Origin of the sequence: Nostoc sp. ATCC 53789, assembly GCF_009873495.1 — a bacterium.
Classification (GTDB): Bacteria; Cyanobacteriota; Cyanobacteriia; order Cyanobacteriales; family Nostocaceae; genus Nostoc; species Nostoc muscorum_A.
Genome location: NZ_CP046703.1, coordinates 4,439,683 through 4,453,707, shown reverse-complemented (window position 1 = coordinate 4,453,707; position 14,025 = coordinate 4,439,683). Strand labels below are relative to the sequence as shown.

Below are 14,025 nucleotides of genomic sequence, written 5' to 3'. Positions count from 1 at the left end.
TTCTAACTTAAAACCTTAAATAATACATCAGTTGAGCGATCGCATCACCAGGTAACTCCAGCCGTCGTTGGAAATCAGCTAGGTTACGGTAAGGCCCAGAGGATTGCCGATTTTGAACCACTGCTTGGGCTAAAGATAAATCTATAAATGGAATTTGTGCTAACTTTTCGACTGTTGCTGTATTCGGATTGACTAAATGCGTAGCACTTTCTAAAGATTCGTGGTCATAGTAAATAAAATTCAGCAGAGGCTTTAATGGCTCCAGACGCGGCGCTGGTATAGCCAAAGCCGCAGCAATGTCTTCAATACAGTAAAATTTAACACCAGAATGGGAAAGTTCTACAAGCGATCGCGCTTGGTGAATTGATAAACCTGGTAGGCGTAACCAATCATCTACAGTGGCTTGATTAGCATCAATGCGAATACCTAATTTGGCCGCTATCTGAATTTCTTCCCCAGATTGTAGGCGATAGTAGGGATCGTTGATGAGCTTGGCGCGGAGTTTTTGCAACCTGGGGTTCAAAGGTAGCCAGTTATTCATGATTGTCGCTTACCTCAAGAAATCTGGTCTAGCAATTGGCGGCGCTTTTGCTCAAACTCATACTCTGAAATCAGTCCATCCTGACGCAAAGCATCTAATTCTCGCATTGCGTCAGCCATCGCTCCTACCTGATTACTTACCTTTTGTGAGTTCCTTGTTGCTGACTTGCCTAGATTAAAATTACGATCAAAAGCTTCTTCGTCTTGGGCTAAATACCAAACTCCCTCAATGGCACTAGCTACCTTGGGGATAGGTGTCCAGGAAAGTAATACATACAAAACACCCCACAGAGGCTGTCCCAGATAGAATTTATGTAATCCTGAAATTGTCAGCGTGCCAGAAAAAGCTAAAACAGCAGCAACGCTTCTACTTTTGCGCTTAGTCAACATATTTCTAATAAATCTACCAATACCACAGTTCCTACAATCAAACAGTCAACTACCCTGGCTTGCTCTCCAGACTTTCGAAAGTTCCCACACAATTTAGTATTTGAAGAAATTTGAGTAAGTTTCACATGACTGTGCATTGAGCTTTGATGCTAATTTTAAGTTTTTAACAGCTTTATTACTACTATGTCACAGACCTTACTACCGCCAGGATGGGTTGAAAAGCTTTGTGATCCTTACGCTGTGCTAGGAATTTCTGTAATTGCTGACGATCGCCAGATTTTCAAACGCTATCACACTTTAGCGAAGCTGCTACATCCCGATCGCCATGCCAAAAACTGCAATCCAGACCAAAAATTAGCAACGGCAATATTTAGCCATTTAATCAACCCAGCTTATCAACAACTGAAACATCGACAGAAGCGCTTGATTGCGATCGCTATGCTGCGATCGGATGCAAGAGTTTTAGAGCAGAAGCCTTTGTCTTCTCAAAGTGCCATAGCTCAGGAAATTATGAAAATGTCTACACCCGAAGCAGAATTGTTTTATGAAGAAGCGATCGCCTGTTATGCAGAAGCTCAATACAAATCACTAGATCAGTTTTATCAGGTGACGCAACAAATTACTATACTGAATTTAGTATACCTACGGTTGCATAAACCAGACCTCTTCTTACCACAAAAAACTGTTCCCATAATCTCTGAAGTAGAAGTCAACCCAGTTGAATTGACATTAACTGATGTCAAACCAGTTTTGACAAACTACTCTCAACGTCACTACCAGCGAGCTATTGAGTATGTCAGGCTAGGGAAATGGACTATAGCTGTTCAAGAACTGCGCGATGCCATAAAATTAGAGCCGAATAACAGCGACTATTATGCCTTATTAGGTTTGGTGCATCTCAAACAAAAATTTATGGGGATGGCTAGGGTTTACATCTGTCAAGCATTAAAACTTAACCCAAAAAATTCACTAGCCTTAAAATACGCTCCCGAACTGAAAATTCAACTGGGTGAAAACACCAATCCTAAATCAATGGCTAAAGCTATGAGTATTGCGGCTTTATTAAGTCGCTTTACACAGCGAAAAGGTTCTCAAGTCAAGTGTTGAAATTTCGGTAACAAACCGTACTAAAACCGAAGCTTCGTCACTAGATTACTCACCTAGACTAAAATAATAAATAGAAGTAAAACTATTAAGCTACTGAGTCTGGGCGCTCAGTTTAATATAAGCAATATGGGATTCTTCGATTCTGAGATAGTTCAGCAAGAAGCAAAACAACTGTTTGAAGATTATCAAGCGCTAATCAAGCTTGGTAACAACTACGGCAAATTTGACCGAGATGGCAAAAAGCTGTTTATTGAGCAAATGGAAGCCATGATGGATCGGTATCGCATCTTTATGAAGCGCTTCGAGCTATCAGAAGATTTTATGGCACAAATGACTGTAGAACAGCTGAAAACGCAATTAGGTCAATTCGGTGTCACCCCGCAACAAATGTTTGACCAAATGCACCTGACTTTAGAACGGATGAAAGCCGAGCTAGAAAAGCAGGCTTAGTTAATTTTAGATTTTGGATTAATTGCCAATTCAAAATCCAAAATCCAAAATCTAAGATCCAAAGTTATTGTGACTTGGGGCGAGAAAACTGGGAAGGTGGCTTAAAGTTTTCCACTGGTACATTCTTAAGTGCCTTCTCCATAAAATCTTTCCAGATGGGAGCAACCATACCGCCACCCGTCGCCCGGCTAGCTAATTGTCTGTTGTCGTCCCTTCCCACCCAGACAGCAGTTGTTAGTTGTGGCACAGTGCCAACAAACCAGATATCCTTTTCTGAGGAAGTTGTACCCGTCTTACCAGCACTTGGACGAGCTATTGCAGCACCTTTACCTGTACCACTAGTAACTACCGTTCGCATCACATCGATAATGGCTGCCGATGCCCAAGGGTCTAAAACTAGCTGGGGTTTAGGGGTATTATCTAATAACACGTTACCACTACTATCGGTGACACGCGCAATTACAGTGGGTGGGGACTGCCAACCATAATTAGCAAAGGTAGCATAGGCACTAGCCATTTCTAGGGGAGTGACACCAATTGCACCAAGAGGCAGAGAGGTAACAGGTTCCATCGGACTCATGATCCCCAAGGTGCGGCAAGTTTCGATCACTCGATTCATGCCCACAGCCTTACCAATCTTGATCACAGGAATGTTGCGCGATTGGGCTAAAGCTGTGCGGATTGGCATAGCTCCGCTAAACCCCCCATCATAATTTCTGGGAAAATACCAACCGTTACCATCTCGATAGCTGACTGGGGAATCTACCACCGTTGAGTCTGGTCCATACTTACCAGTAGCAAAAGCAGTATAATATACAAACGGTTTAAAGGAAGATCCGGGCTGGCGTTGAGCTTGAGTTGCACGATTGAATTCACTGATCTTAGGATCTACACCACCGACTAGTGCTTTGATAAAATGCGTGCGCGGATCAATTGCTACCAAGGCAATTTGATTCTTAGATAGTCCCTGCCCAAGTAGTGATTTATGCCACTTAGTGACAGTTTCCTCTGCCATGATTTGGAACTTGGCATCGACTGTAGTTTGCACTCGCATCCCACCCTTGAGTAGTGTCTCACGCCCAAACTTCTTAGCCAATTCCTGCGCTACGGTGTTGGTTACATAAGGTAGGGCACTACCTTGAAAAGATTTGATTCTACCAAGTTTTATTTCCTGCTTGAGGGCATCGTCATACTCAGACTGGTTGATCCAGCTTAATTCCAGCATCCGCCCCAGCACTTCTTTTTGTTTCTGTTTTGCCAGCTTCATGCTCACAAAGGGGCTGAATTCTTCTGGTGCTTGGATCAAACCCGCCATCATTGCTGACTCACCCAAGCTTAAATATTCTGACGACTTATTAAAGTAACTGCGGGCTGCCGTTTGTACACCATAATTGTTATGACCCCAATAAACTTGATTGAGGTACATTTCTAAAATTTGGTCTTTGGTGAGAATTTGCTCTAACCTGATTGCCAGCACGGCCTCCGCCAACTTGCGGGTAAAGGCACGCTTTTGAGACAAAAACAGGTTTTTGACCAATTGCATAGTAACAGTAGAGCCACCCTCTTTGACTCCACCTGCTACAGCGTTAACTACTATAGCCCGGCCAACACCAGTGGGGTTAATACCGTGGTGATCATAGAAGTGACTATCTTCACTTGCTAATACCGCCCGTTTTAAGTTCGGAGAAATTCTATCCAGGGGTACGACTTCGCGGTTGGCTTCCCCATGAATACTCGTTAAAAGTTTACCCTTAACGTCATAGATGTAAGTTGTTTCTGAGGGAAAGAAGTTACGTAGCTGTCTTACATCTGGCAAATTACGGAAACTAATGGCTAAACCAACCAGTCCTCCGGCTACAATGGAACTTGCCAACATGGTAATTGAGAGCAGAGTACCCCCAGTTACCTGACCAACTCCTTTCAAAAACTCAAAACCTGATGAAGCCCGACGTTGTGGCTGTTTATCTTCAAAAGTCCTAGAAGACGACACGGCGATTTCACTTCCTCACTTATAAATTTAACTGTAATTGATTGGATGAAGCAAGGCGGTTAATTTTTTGCAATTATAGTAGTTTGGCAGATGAGAAAGTGGATAAATTGCAAGTGTTTATAACCAACTTAACTTCTAGTGGGCAAAACATAGCTAACAGTGGATTTTCTAGTATGACGCAAGATTTTGCTTGGCTGCGTCGTGGTGTTGTAGAAGTTTTTCCACAACCAGTAGATGTTAACAGTGAAAGTCTAGAAAAGCTTTTGGCAACTACAAACAAACCTTTAAGGATCAAGTTGGGGATTGACCCAACTGGTACTGATATTCATTTAGGTCATAGCATACCAGTACGAAAACTGCGAGCGTTTCAAGATGCAGGCCATATAGCAGTTCTAATTATTGGCGATTTTACAGCACGCATTGGCGATCCGACTGGTAAATCTGAGGTGCGCCGCCAGCTTACAGAAGCAGATGTCGCCCAAAATGCCCAGACTTATCTTGACCAAGTACGTCCTATCTTGGATTTTGACACACCAGGAAGGTTAGAGGTGCGCTATAACTCCGAATGGCTCTCTAAGCTCAACTTAGAGAAAATTTTGGAGTTACTTTCCACGATGACGGTGGGGCAGATGTTGGCTAAGGAAGGATTTGCCGATCGCTATAGAAAAGAGAATCCGATTTTTATCCATGAGTTCCTATACCCGTTAATGCAAGGTTTCGATTCCGTTGCCGTGGAAGCAGATGTGGAATTAGGAGGGACTGATCAGAAATTTAACATCGCTGTGGGCAGAGATTTACAGCGTCATTTTGGTCAAAAGCCCCAGTTTGGGATGCTGCTGCCAATTTTAATTGGCACGGATGGGGTGCAAAAAATGTCCAAGTCTTTAGGTAATTATATTGGGTTGTCAGAACATCCGGGGCAAAAATATCAGAAGTTGCAAGGGGTTCCAGATAATCTGCTGTCACAATATTTTGAACTGCTGACGGATTTACCTTTGGATAATCTGCCAGAAAATCCCCGCGATCGCCAAACACTCCTCGCATGGGAAGTTGTTAAACAGTACCACGGCGAAACAGCCGCCCAAAAAGCCAAAGAAGCAGCCCAAAGTGGCGGAAAGGAAGGTGCAGTTCCCGAATTTTCTCTAGCTGAGATATCGTATCCCGCTAAATTAGCCTATATTCTCAATGTCACTGGTTTATGCAAAAGTACAGGGGAAGGTAAGCGGAAAATTCAAGAAGGTGGAGTGCGTATAGATGGCGATCGCATTACCGATGTTGATACTACTTTTGCTGATTCTGCCCAGTTACAAGGTAAGGTTTTACAAGTTGGGAAAAATAAGTTTGTGCGCCTAGTACCTTAGATGGGGACTAGAGACTGGGAAGTACTTAGCAAGAAACCACGTATGAATGCAGAAGAAAAAATTATTGTCGCTTTGGATGTACCAGATGAGCAAGCTGCGATCGCTCTTATAGATCAACTCCCGCAAGTCGGTTTTTGGAAAGTCGGCTTAGAGTTGTTTACCAGCACTGGCCCCAAAATTCTGGAAGTCCTAAAGTCTAAGGAAAAGCGCATTTTCTTAGATTTAAAGTTTGATGATATCCCCAACACCGTTGCTGGTGCTTGCCGGAGCGCAGCTAGATACGGAGTGGATTTGCTGACAATTCATGCTACTGCTGGTAGAGATGCTCTAAAAGCCGCAATTGAAGCAGCACACGAAGGGGCAGCCCAAGCGGGTGTACAACCACCAAAGTTAATTGCTATTACCCTGCTGACGAGCATTTCTGCTAGGCAGTTGGCATTTGATTTAAAAATACCTCTGGAATTGCCAGAATATGCTCTAGAAATGGCCCTGCTGGCTCAAGAATGTGGTTTGGATGGGGTAGTTTGTTCGCCTCAAGAGGTGGCACAGCTACGAGAGACTTGTGGAGACCGCTTTTTGCTAGTTTGTCCCGGCGTTAGACCAACTTGGGCAGATAAAGGCGATCAAAAGCGATCGCTCACTCCTGCACAAGCCATGAAAGCTGGTGCAGATTATTTAGTAATTGGCCGTCCCATTACTACTGCTACTGAGCCAGAGTTAGCCTGGAAGAGGATTTCTGAGGAGTTAACCACAGTGGCATGAAGCTAAGAGTCAGTGAGAAACTGGGAAACAGAGTGCAGGGTGTAGGGGAGAAAAATCTTGCCTCTTCACTCAAGAAGAAAAATTATAGTTGGCTTGTAGCTTGTGGCTTTTGGATTTTAGTATCAAATAGCTTTACTTACCCAGCGTTCTCGAAAATCCTCACCCCTAACTCCTCGGCGCTAGCAGAAAGAGAAAATATCAACGACGGGGCGAAGTCTTTCTGTTCTGAGCAAAATTTAGAAACATTAACTATAGAGCTACTCCAAGATTTACCTAGTTATACTAATCGCGCCAGTCAACGCGCCCGTCGCCTCAGCAGAAGTAGTGATATTTACAGTTATATGTTAGTGGCAGGAAGACCTGAGTTTACTCCTCTGCCCCTTAACCTTGAAGAATATAGTGCAGATCCGTCTAAAAGCTCTGCATCAGGAGTTGAGCAAGTTTTCTTTACTACCTTGGAGCGCCAGTACATAGGAAAGAAAGCGATCGAATTGCAAGAGTTCCACTGGCTGTTGTTGACTAAAACTACAACTGGTTGGCGTTTAGTGATGATGTTTTCTCAAACTGGTTCCAATTCAGCACAGCAGCCATTATCCCCGCCACGCGATAGTAGTAATGGCACTGTTGCCCAAGCGGTGAATACTTGGTTACGCGATTGCCAAGCTGGAAGTGTCCGACGGATGCGTGCTGTGAATGGTGGACAATAATCCCGCGCAAAACTGAAGTTATGAGCTGATAGCCAAAGTCCACTCAAGTGGACTGAATCTATCTGATCACTTATAGGACTTACGCACAACTTACGGGATAACGAAATAACCTAGACGCGTAGCGGCTTCCCGCAGGCTAACGCAGAGAAGCCAGTGCGTTAGTGGGCTTCGCGACTTCTACCCCTGTGGGGATGAAAACGCAGTACGAGATTTACAAGATATGGCTGCGGTATTACTTGTATTTACACTGTAGCCTTTTAGTAGAGAGAGCAGAGTTTATTGCATACAAACGAAAAGCACTAAAAGTAGCTTTTGCAAGAGGGAGAAAGAGGTTTTTATTACCCTTTTCCCTTTTCCCTACTTCTGCAAACAGTCGATTTTGCTCTCATTAATTTAGGAACTAGATACTTGTTTCAAACAAAATAAATGTACATCATCCAACTAGCTTGTATCAGTGTAATTGCGCCTATGCCTTTGGGAAGATTTTCAGCAAGTTTAGCCAATAAACAGCGAAAAAAAGCAGACATTATTTAAAAACAAAGGCTGGCTTGAATTTATGCGTTGTAACTCCCGTTTTTTGGCGATAACATAGAAATAGGTTTATTTCCAGCTTCTCAAACCGCCTTTGGCGTGAGTTTTTTTTATGGAGATTCAATTAATCAACATCGGCTTTGGTAACATTGTGTCTGCTAACCGAGTAGTTGCAATTGTCAGTCCAGAGTCTGCCCCGATTAAGCGGATTATTACCGATGCGCGGGACAGAGGTCAACTGATTGATGCAACTTACGGTCGTCGGACTAGGGCTGTAATTATCACCGATTCCAGCCACGTAATTCTGTCAGCAATTCAGCCGGAAACGGTAGCGAATCGCTTTGTAATTTCTCGCGATCATCAAACTGTAGATAATTAACACTAGATTATTCCTACTCCTCTTTGTACCGTATCAGCAGTACGATGTGAATTAGATAAGTTTTCTGTCACCCTTGCTACAAATTCCTTAGTCACTAGTGGACTTGGCCGGGAACACAAGACTAATGAATAATATCTATTGATTGATTCACAGGTTGAGGGGATAATGCCAGTTTTACCCATACAGAGTAGTGCTACCACAGAAGAATGCTTAGATTTAGGCAAGTTGATTGTTTTGACTGGCCCTAGTGGGGTTGGTAAAGGCACTTTAATGCGATCGCTCCTACAACGTCATCCAGAACTTTATTTTTCCGTATCCGCAACGACTCGTTCTGCCCGTCCAGGAGAAATCGATGGCAAAAATTATTACTTTGTCAGCCGTAGTAAATTTGAACAATTAGTGGCTGAAGGTGAGTTTTTAGAATGGGCAGAATTTGCTGGTAACTATTACGGCACTCCCCGTGAAGCTGTACTTAACCAAATTCAATCTGGCAAGTTGGTAGTGCTGGAAATTGAGTTAGAAGGCGCAAGACAAATTCGTGCTTCCTTCCCCAGTGCCCTGAGCATTTTTATCTTACCGCCTTCTTTTGATGAACTGGAGAAACGGATACGCTCTCGTGCCCAAGACTCTGAAGAAGCGATCGCCCGTCGTTTACTCCGCGCCCAAGAAGAAATTCAAGCCGCAGATGAATTTGATATTAAAATCGTTAATGACGATTTTGAAACTGCTTTAAATGACATTGAAACAGTTTTGTTTAAATAAGTTTGGAGAGACGCGATTAATCGCGTCTGTACAGGAGTTAGAAGTTATGAATTTTAACTCCCAACTCCTAACTCCTAACTCTTCATCTCTAAATTAACCAAATAAACCTTGAATTACCCCTAGATTGCTAGTCAAAAAGTAAGCAACTACTGCACCACCAATACCACCAATTAAGAAAGAACTGGCAAAGTTGTTCCAGCTTTCTTTAGAGTTAAAAGCATCTACCGGGGGATTGGGTACGGTAACGCTAGGAAGTGCTTTGGGTGGATTGCTATTAGCATACAAGGATAGACAAGCGGTGAGCAAAACCACCAAGCCGATGGCTCCCAGTAACCCAGCCAAATTAGCGTTAGCTGTATCCCGCAGTGGGCCCAATTTGGCGAAGGGGCCAAATAGCAAGTAACCATGAGCCTGTCCAACTTCTAAACCGCGTCTAGCAGGAGACAGACCTGGGCGATAGGCAGGTAAGTTATTAATGAACCACTTGCTCAAGGGAGAAGCATTAACCGGGGTTTCTAGGTTTCCCAGTTGGGGATCGCGAAATGCAGGGAAAACAACTTCCCGATTTCTTGGATCGCTGGGGAGATTTTTTGATGCGTCTACAGCTTGTGCCATATTTTATGTTCGCCTCTAAATTTAAAATGGTGGCATTTTTATATTAATAATAATTGTAGCTAAAGATGTCTTTTGGCTAAGAAGTTTAGAAAAATTAATTTAGCTACTTTTAAAAGTATGAAACTCGCGATCTGTAAACAGGATCACGAGTTTCAAAAAACTCTTTGTGCTGCCTATTTTGGTGATAATTCTGCTTAACTAAGCTGAATACATCAACTACATAATTTTAGGAAAAACACAAGAAATTCAACTGTGCTAAATTCCATTTTCTACCTATGGCAGTGGGTGGAAAAGTAAGTCGGGGAAAAAGCGGTTGAATTCAATCAAGATACCTGCTGTGATTGTCAGCCAGATGGTAGCTGCCACAGGCGCTGTGGAAATAAACTTAATCAAATATGATGATTGATCGCCTTTGTCTGCCATGAATTTATTCTCCAAAACGAATGAATTAGTTAAGCTGATTTAGCGTGGGGAAACAGTGATTTCTGAATCTTTGGCTGCTAATTTTCCAGAGAGAAACTCTTGCAGTGCTGCTACTGGCCAAGTAAAGCCTGACGCAATTATAGGGAGTGCCAAACCAAGATCGATTTGGATTTCTTTGAGTTCAGTGTCAGATTCCTTTTTGATTGCTTGCAGATAGGTACGACCTACCCAGCCAATCCAACCAGCAATATATAGAAACAGAATGCTGGGGATCAAAAAGTCACCAGCCCGATCTAGGCGACCATCAACAATTAAGTGGGGGTAGCCTTCAGGGCCGCACAGCGCCTGAGAATAACGCTCAAACCGCTTTTTCCCTGATTGGGGATCGGCGGTGGTATTACGGGCATTAGCTGCTAGCTCTTGAAAAGCGGGATTGTCCTTGCAGGGTGTCAAATTAGCCCCTAAAGCTTGTGCTGGGGAGGCAAAATTGAACCAAAGACAAATCGCTAACATCAAAGCAAACAATCGTCGCATAGAGTTGTTTCCTTTTATTACAAAACAAGAAGTTCTTTGTACAAAACGAAGCGGCTTGTACAGCTGTTTATTTGCATAACTAGGAAGTCATCATACTCTTGGGTGGGAACCGAGTAAAGTTTAAGTAAATAAAAGTTAAAGCTTCTCAACCAAAATAGAGTCTGAAGTCTTGAGTGCTGAGTATAAGAATTGTTGTTGTAGGGTAGTAAAGAAGCAAGATTTTCTCTTGATTACTCTGGACTCCAGACTCAGCACTCATTACTTTAAATGACAACCGTTTTAGCAATAGAAACCAGTTGTGATGAAACTGCCGTCGCAATTGTTAACAATCGTAAAGTTTGTAGCAGTATTGTCGCCTCGCAAATTCCAGTCCATCAGCAGTATGGCGGGGTAGTGCCGGAAGTCGCATCTCGCCAGCACTTGGAAACGATAAATGTTGCGATCGCACAAGCCTTAGAGCAAGCCCAGCTAGACTGGGGACAAATTGACGCAATTGCCGCCACTTGTGCCCCTGGACTCGTAGGAGCGCTCTTGGTGGGGTTAACTGCTGCCAAAACCCTAGCAATGGTACACAACAAGCCATTTTTGGGAGTTCATCACCTCGAAGGTCACATTTATGCAACTTACTTGAGCGAATCAAGTTTAAATCCCCCTTTCTTGAGTTTATTAGTTTCTGGCGGACATACAAGCTTGATTTTCGTCAAAGATTGTGGTAAATACGAAACACTGGGGCAAACCCGTGATGATGCTGCGGGTGAAGCCTTTGATAAAGTGGCGCGATTATTAAAGCTAGGTTATCCCGGTGGGCCAGTAATTGACAAGTTGGCACAACAAGGAAATCCCCAAGCCTTTCCTCTCCCAGAAGGAAAAGTTTCTTTACCTGGTGGGGGGTTTCATCGTTATGATGCGAGTTTTAGTGGGTTAAAAACGGCTGTATTGCGTTTAGTGCAGCAACTAGAAAAAGATGGTGGACAAGTTCCAGTGGCAGATGTAGCAGCTAGCTTTCAGGAAACCGTAGCGCGATCGCTAACCAAAAGAGCGATCGCCTGTGCCCTAGACTATGGTCTAGATACAATTGCCATTGGTGGCGGTGTAGCAGCTAATAGTGGGTTGAGAAAAAACCTCCAAGCTGCCGCCATTAAACATAACCTCCGCGTCCTATTCCCACCTCTGAAGTTTTGTACCGATAACGCCGCCATGATCGGCTGTGCCGCCGCCGATCATCTATCTCATGGTCATACGTCTCCTCTTACACTAGGCGTTGAGTCTAGGTTAGCGCTGACCCAAGTGATGAAGTTATATCACCCTCTTGAGTAGTCATTTGTCCTTTGTCCTTTGTTAGTTGTAACCACCAATGACCAATGACCAATGACTAATGACTAATGACTATCGACCGAATGCGATCGGCTACTTCATCCGGCTGTTCCAACATAGCCAGGTGTCCGCAATTAGGAATTTCCAAAACATTGTCACCACAGTATTGGAACAGTCTGTGAAAGCTAGCTAAATGGCGTACATACTTGGGTTCCATAACCTTATCCTCAGCACCAGCCAAAAAATAAACTGGCTGCTTCAGTTGGGATACTAGCTCAGGTAAACGATTGATTTCTTCCTCCGTTGTGGAATCTAACAGAGTTCCTAACGCTGCTTCTGGGTCAGCCACAACGAAATCAATCAGTCTTTGACGTGCCCAATGGCGGTCTAAAGGACGCACTACACTGGCTCTCGTAAACAGCAAATCAATCAAAGGCACTTGGGAGAGCCAACGCGGGCGGACTTGCAAAAATTTCTGACCCGCCGAGCGAAACTGCTCAAAGGCTTCTTTCAGGTAAATACCACCGCCAGCATTAATACAGATAACTCCCTTGATACATTCAGGTATTTGATCTGCTCCCCAAAGAGCGATCGTACCTCCCAAGGAGTGACCAATTAGCCAAGCACTAGTAATATTCAGCTGTTTTAGGAGAATGGCTAAATCCTGAGCATAAGCAACAGGAGTATAAAGAGAATCGATTGGTGAACCAAGCGCACTATTCGAGATGGGCATCAGACTTAGAGACGCTTGTGCCCGACTAAAATCGGTTTGTACCTGGGACTGGGATTCACCAAAACCCCGCAAATCATAGGAAAGGCACTGCAAATCATCTGATAGGCGGGAAATCACAGGTTGCCAATATCCACGGCTATTGAGCCAACCGTGGATAAATACTAAAGCGTGGGGGCAGGAAGTGGGAGCCGTTAGCTCGTATGCGTGTGGAACGCCCAAGATTTCGATAGTTGCCATGTTTATATCGTACCCCGAAGGGCGGGTGCGACTAAATACGGAATAGTAAGAGAGACGTGATTAATCTCGTCTGGACAGGAGTTAAGAGTTAGGAATTGTTAATTTTTAATTACGAATTACCTTAGCGTAGCGGGGCGTTCGCTTTTAGCGTCTCGCAGAGAAGCCCATTACGAATTATTTAACTCATAACTCCTCACTTTTCTCATTTCCCCAGCAACCTCTGTCGCACTCCTTCGGCAATTTTGTGACCGAGATATTCAGGAATAAGGCTTTCATTTGGCCCCAATAAGTAGAGAATTAGCCGTGTACGTCCACGCCAAACCAATAAATTGGCATTGACTACCAGCAGGTCTTCCTGCCAGATGGCGTACATCACTTTGTAGAATAATCCTGGTTGATTATCGGCTTCAATCACCAAGGCAGGGAGATGAAAGACCGGATCGACATAGAACTCAGTTTGTACCTGCTCTAAGCCAGTATCAAGATTAAATTCTACAGCCAGCATCTCTTCTACCTCAAACCGACCTCCTAAAGCCTCGCGGATGGCACGACAGACATTTTCTGCGGTTTTCTCGGTCAAGGCTTTACTACCACGAGATACCAACAATTTGATAAAAACTAACATTGGCGGACGAATCTGACCGTATAGGCTCAGACCGTGAATAGTCAACCCATAAGCTGCTAGTACACCAAAAATATCGCTGAGGAGAAAAGACTGGTTACGGTAAGCAAAATGCAAAGCACTTTTACTACCTTCCGGTTTCAGTTCAATCACAGCGCGTCTAGTTTTATACAGACGGTAGGCTAGGCGCAAATTTTGCAGTTGAATCTCACTGCTGACGAATTGCTCATAAAACTGGGGAAACGCTCGGTTAAAGCGCTTTAGAAGTTCCAGTGTTGAAGATTTTAAACCAGAAGCCATTGTTAAGGGTAAGACTCGCTTGCTTTCATCACCTGGGGACTAGGGGCTGGATGTTGGGGACTAGGGAAGAATTTTCCCAAATACTCAATCTCTTGTATACAATTCACTCCTAAGCTAACCTGCATTTAAGCTCTATACGAGCAATTATCAGGATTTGGTTTTCCATATTAAATTTTGCATTCTAAGCAGAGACTTCTGACCATCATAACTTCGGTCTCCAATTCCTTTAGCCAACAAGAGGATGAGTGAATAGGGAGTGATTTTGAAT

16 protein-coding genes are annotated in these 14,025 nt (G+C 43.7%); 8 read left to right on the top strand and 8 right to left on the bottom strand.

From position 1 onward, the window contains the following. Positions 1-7: 7 nt before the first annotated feature. The gene (locus GJB62_RS18290; protein ID WP_114081153.1) at positions 8-541 is read right to left on the bottom strand and encodes a ComEA family DNA-binding protein; all 534 of its coding nucleotides are present in this window, start codon (positions 539-541) and stop codon (positions 8-10) included. A gap of 14 nt (positions 542-555) precedes the next feature. Then, a complete protein-coding gene (locus GJB62_RS18285) occupies positions 556-930 on the bottom strand; it encodes an NINE protein (protein WP_012410228.1) in 375 nt (124 codons plus the stop codon). A gap of 183 nt (positions 931-1,113) precedes the next feature. Between GJB62_RS18285 and GJB62_RS18280 the strand changes: the two genes are divergently transcribed. Further along, on the top strand, positions 1,114-2,037 hold the full coding sequence (locus GJB62_RS18280) for a DnaJ domain-containing protein (RefSeq protein ID WP_114081154.1): 924 nt from the start codon (positions 1,114-1,116) through the stop codon (positions 2,035-2,037). A 126-nt stretch (positions 2,038-2,163) separates the two neighbouring features. Then, entirely contained in the window at positions 2,164-2,487 is a 324-nt protein-coding gene (locus GJB62_RS18275; protein WP_012410226.1) for a DUF1825 family protein, read from the top strand. Positions 2,488-2,551: 64 nt separating this feature from the next. Here GJB62_RS18275 and GJB62_RS18270 read toward each other — a convergent pair whose 3' ends face one another. Then, positions 2,552-4,477: a transglycosylase domain-containing protein gene (locus GJB62_RS18270; protein WP_114081155.1), complete on the bottom strand. Its 1,926-nt coding sequence runs from the start codon at positions 4,475-4,477 to the stop codon at positions 2,552-2,554. A 173-nt stretch (positions 4,478-4,650) separates the two neighbouring features. Here GJB62_RS18270 and tyrS point away from each other — a divergent pair, with 173 nt between their 5' ends. The 5 genes from tyrS to gmk all read left to right on the top strand — a co-directional run bounded on the left by tyrS (position 4,651) and on the right by gmk (position 8,979). Beyond that, complete coding sequence (gene tyrS / locus GJB62_RS18265) at positions 4,651-5,838, top strand: tyrosine--tRNA ligase (protein WP_181852814.1); 1,188 nt, start codon at positions 4,651-4,653, stop codon at positions 5,836-5,838. A 42-nt stretch (positions 5,839-5,880) separates the two neighbouring features. Further along, positions 5,881-6,600, top strand: coding sequence for an orotidine-5'-phosphate decarboxylase (gene pyrF / locus GJB62_RS18260; protein WP_114081238.1), 720 nt, complete (start codon positions 5,881-5,883; stop codon positions 6,598-6,600). Further along, the gene (locus GJB62_RS18255; protein WP_245245960.1) at positions 6,597-7,307 is read left to right on the top strand and encodes a hypothetical protein; all 711 of its coding nucleotides are present in this window, start codon (positions 6,597-6,599) and stop codon (positions 7,305-7,307) included. Before pyrF ends, GJB62_RS18255 begins: the two co-directional genes overlap by 4 nt. A gap of 643 nt (positions 7,308-7,950) precedes the next feature. Continuing rightward, positions 7,951-8,217, top strand: a complete 267-nt coding sequence (locus GJB62_RS18250; protein WP_012410221.1) for a DUF370 domain-containing protein — start codon at positions 7,951-7,953, stop codon at positions 8,215-8,217. A 165-nt stretch (positions 8,218-8,382) separates the two neighbouring features. After that, entirely contained in the window at positions 8,383-8,979 is a 597-nt protein-coding gene (gene gmk, locus GJB62_RS18240) for a guanylate kinase (RefSeq protein WP_181852815.1), read from the top strand. A gap of 93 nt (positions 8,980-9,072) precedes the next feature. Here gmk and GJB62_RS18235 read toward each other — a convergent pair whose 3' ends face one another. From GJB62_RS18235 to GJB62_RS18225, 3 genes are all read right to left on the bottom strand, one after another. Beyond that, on the bottom strand, positions 9,073-9,594 hold the full coding sequence (locus GJB62_RS18235) for a photosystem I reaction center protein subunit XI (protein ID WP_114081156.1): 522 nt from the start codon (positions 9,592-9,594) through the stop codon (positions 9,073-9,075). A 273-nt stretch (positions 9,595-9,867) separates the two neighbouring features. After that, positions 9,868-10,017 (bottom strand): photosystem I reaction center subunit IX, encoded by a 150-nt coding sequence (gene psaJ, locus GJB62_RS18230; RefSeq protein WP_012410218.1) that lies wholly within the window; start codon positions 10,015-10,017, stop codon positions 9,868-9,870. A 39-nt stretch (positions 10,018-10,056) separates the two neighbouring features. Then, positions 10,057-10,551 (bottom strand): Photosystem I reaction center subunit III, encoded by a 495-nt coding sequence (locus tag GJB62_RS18225; protein ID WP_114081157.1) that lies wholly within the window; start codon positions 10,549-10,551, stop codon positions 10,057-10,059. Between the two features lie 267 nt (positions 10,552-10,818). Here GJB62_RS18225 and tsaD point away from each other — a divergent pair, with 267 nt between their 5' ends. Continuing rightward, on the top strand, positions 10,819-11,868 hold the full coding sequence (tsaD, locus tag GJB62_RS18220) for a tRNA (adenosine(37)-N6)-threonylcarbamoyltransferase complex transferase subunit TsaD (protein ID WP_114081158.1): 1,050 nt from the start codon (positions 10,819-10,821) through the stop codon (positions 11,866-11,868). 55 nt (positions 11,869-11,923) lie between these two features. Here tsaD and GJB62_RS18215 read toward each other — a convergent pair whose 3' ends face one another. Together GJB62_RS18215 and GJB62_RS18210 are read right to left on the bottom strand one after the other, a co-directional pair. After that, the gene (locus tag GJB62_RS18215; protein WP_114081159.1) at positions 11,924-12,835 is read right to left on the bottom strand and encodes an alpha/beta hydrolase; all 912 of its coding nucleotides are present in this window, start codon (positions 12,833-12,835) and stop codon (positions 11,924-11,926) included. 202 nt (positions 12,836-13,037) lie between these two features. Further along, the gene (locus tag GJB62_RS18210) at positions 13,038-13,757 is read right to left on the bottom strand and encodes a hypothetical protein (protein WP_012410214.1); all 720 of its coding nucleotides are present in this window, start codon (positions 13,755-13,757) and stop codon (positions 13,038-13,040) included. Positions 13,758-14,025 lie beyond the last annotated feature (268 nt).

Excerpts from the sequence above, each read along its gene's own strand:
- GJB62_RS18275 (WP_012410226.1), top strand. The coding sequence starts at position 2,164 with ATGGGATTCTTCGATTCTGAGATAGTTCAGCAAGAAGCAAAACAACTG.
- GJB62_RS18215 (WP_114081159.1), bottom strand. The coding sequence starts at position 12,835 with ATGGCAACTATCGAAATCTTGGGCGTTCCACACGCATACGAGCTAACG.
- GJB62_RS18290 (WP_114081153.1), bottom strand. The coding sequence starts at position 541 with ATGAATAACTGGCTACCTTTGAACCCCAGGTTGCAAAAACTCCGCGCC.
- GJB62_RS18250 (WP_012410221.1), top strand. The coding sequence starts at position 7,951 with ATGGAGATTCAATTAATCAACATCGGCTTTGGTAACATTGTGTCTGCT.
- GJB62_RS18285 (WP_012410228.1), bottom strand. The coding sequence starts at position 930 with ATGTTGACTAAGCGCAAAAGTAGAAGCGTTGCTGCTGTTTTAGCTTTT.
- pyrF (WP_114081238.1), top strand. The coding sequence starts at position 5,881 with ATGAATGCAGAAGAAAAAATTATTGTCGCTTTGGATGTACCAGATGAG.
- gmk (WP_181852815.1), top strand. The coding sequence starts at position 8,383 with ATGCCAGTTTTACCCATACAGAGTAGTGCTACCACAGAAGAATGCTTA.
- tsaD (WP_114081158.1), top strand. The coding sequence starts at position 10,819 with ATGACAACCGTTTTAGCAATAGAAACCAGTTGTGATGAAACTGCCGTC.
- psaJ (WP_012410218.1), bottom strand. The coding sequence starts at position 10,017 with ATGGCAGACAAAGGCGATCAATCATCATATTTGATTAAGTTTATTTCC.
- GJB62_RS18235 (WP_114081156.1), bottom strand. The coding sequence starts at position 9,594 with ATGGCACAAGCTGTAGACGCATCAAAAAATCTCCCCAGCGATCCAAGA.
- GJB62_RS18255 (WP_245245960.1), top strand. The coding sequence starts at position 6,597 with ATGAAGCTAAGAGTCAGTGAGAAACTGGGAAACAGAGTGCAGGGTGTA.
- GJB62_RS18210 (WP_012410214.1), bottom strand. The coding sequence starts at position 13,757 with ATGGCTTCTGGTTTAAAATCTTCAACACTGGAACTTCTAAAGCGCTTT.
- tyrS (WP_181852814.1), top strand. The coding sequence starts at position 4,651 with ATGACGCAAGATTTTGCTTGGCTGCGTCGTGGTGTTGTAGAAGTTTTT.
- GJB62_RS18280 (WP_114081154.1), top strand. The coding sequence starts at position 1,114 with ATGTCACAGACCTTACTACCGCCAGGATGGGTTGAAAAGCTTTGTGAT.
- GJB62_RS18225 (WP_114081157.1), bottom strand. The coding sequence starts at position 10,551 with ATGCGACGATTGTTTGCTTTGATGTTAGCGATTTGTCTTTGGTTCAAT.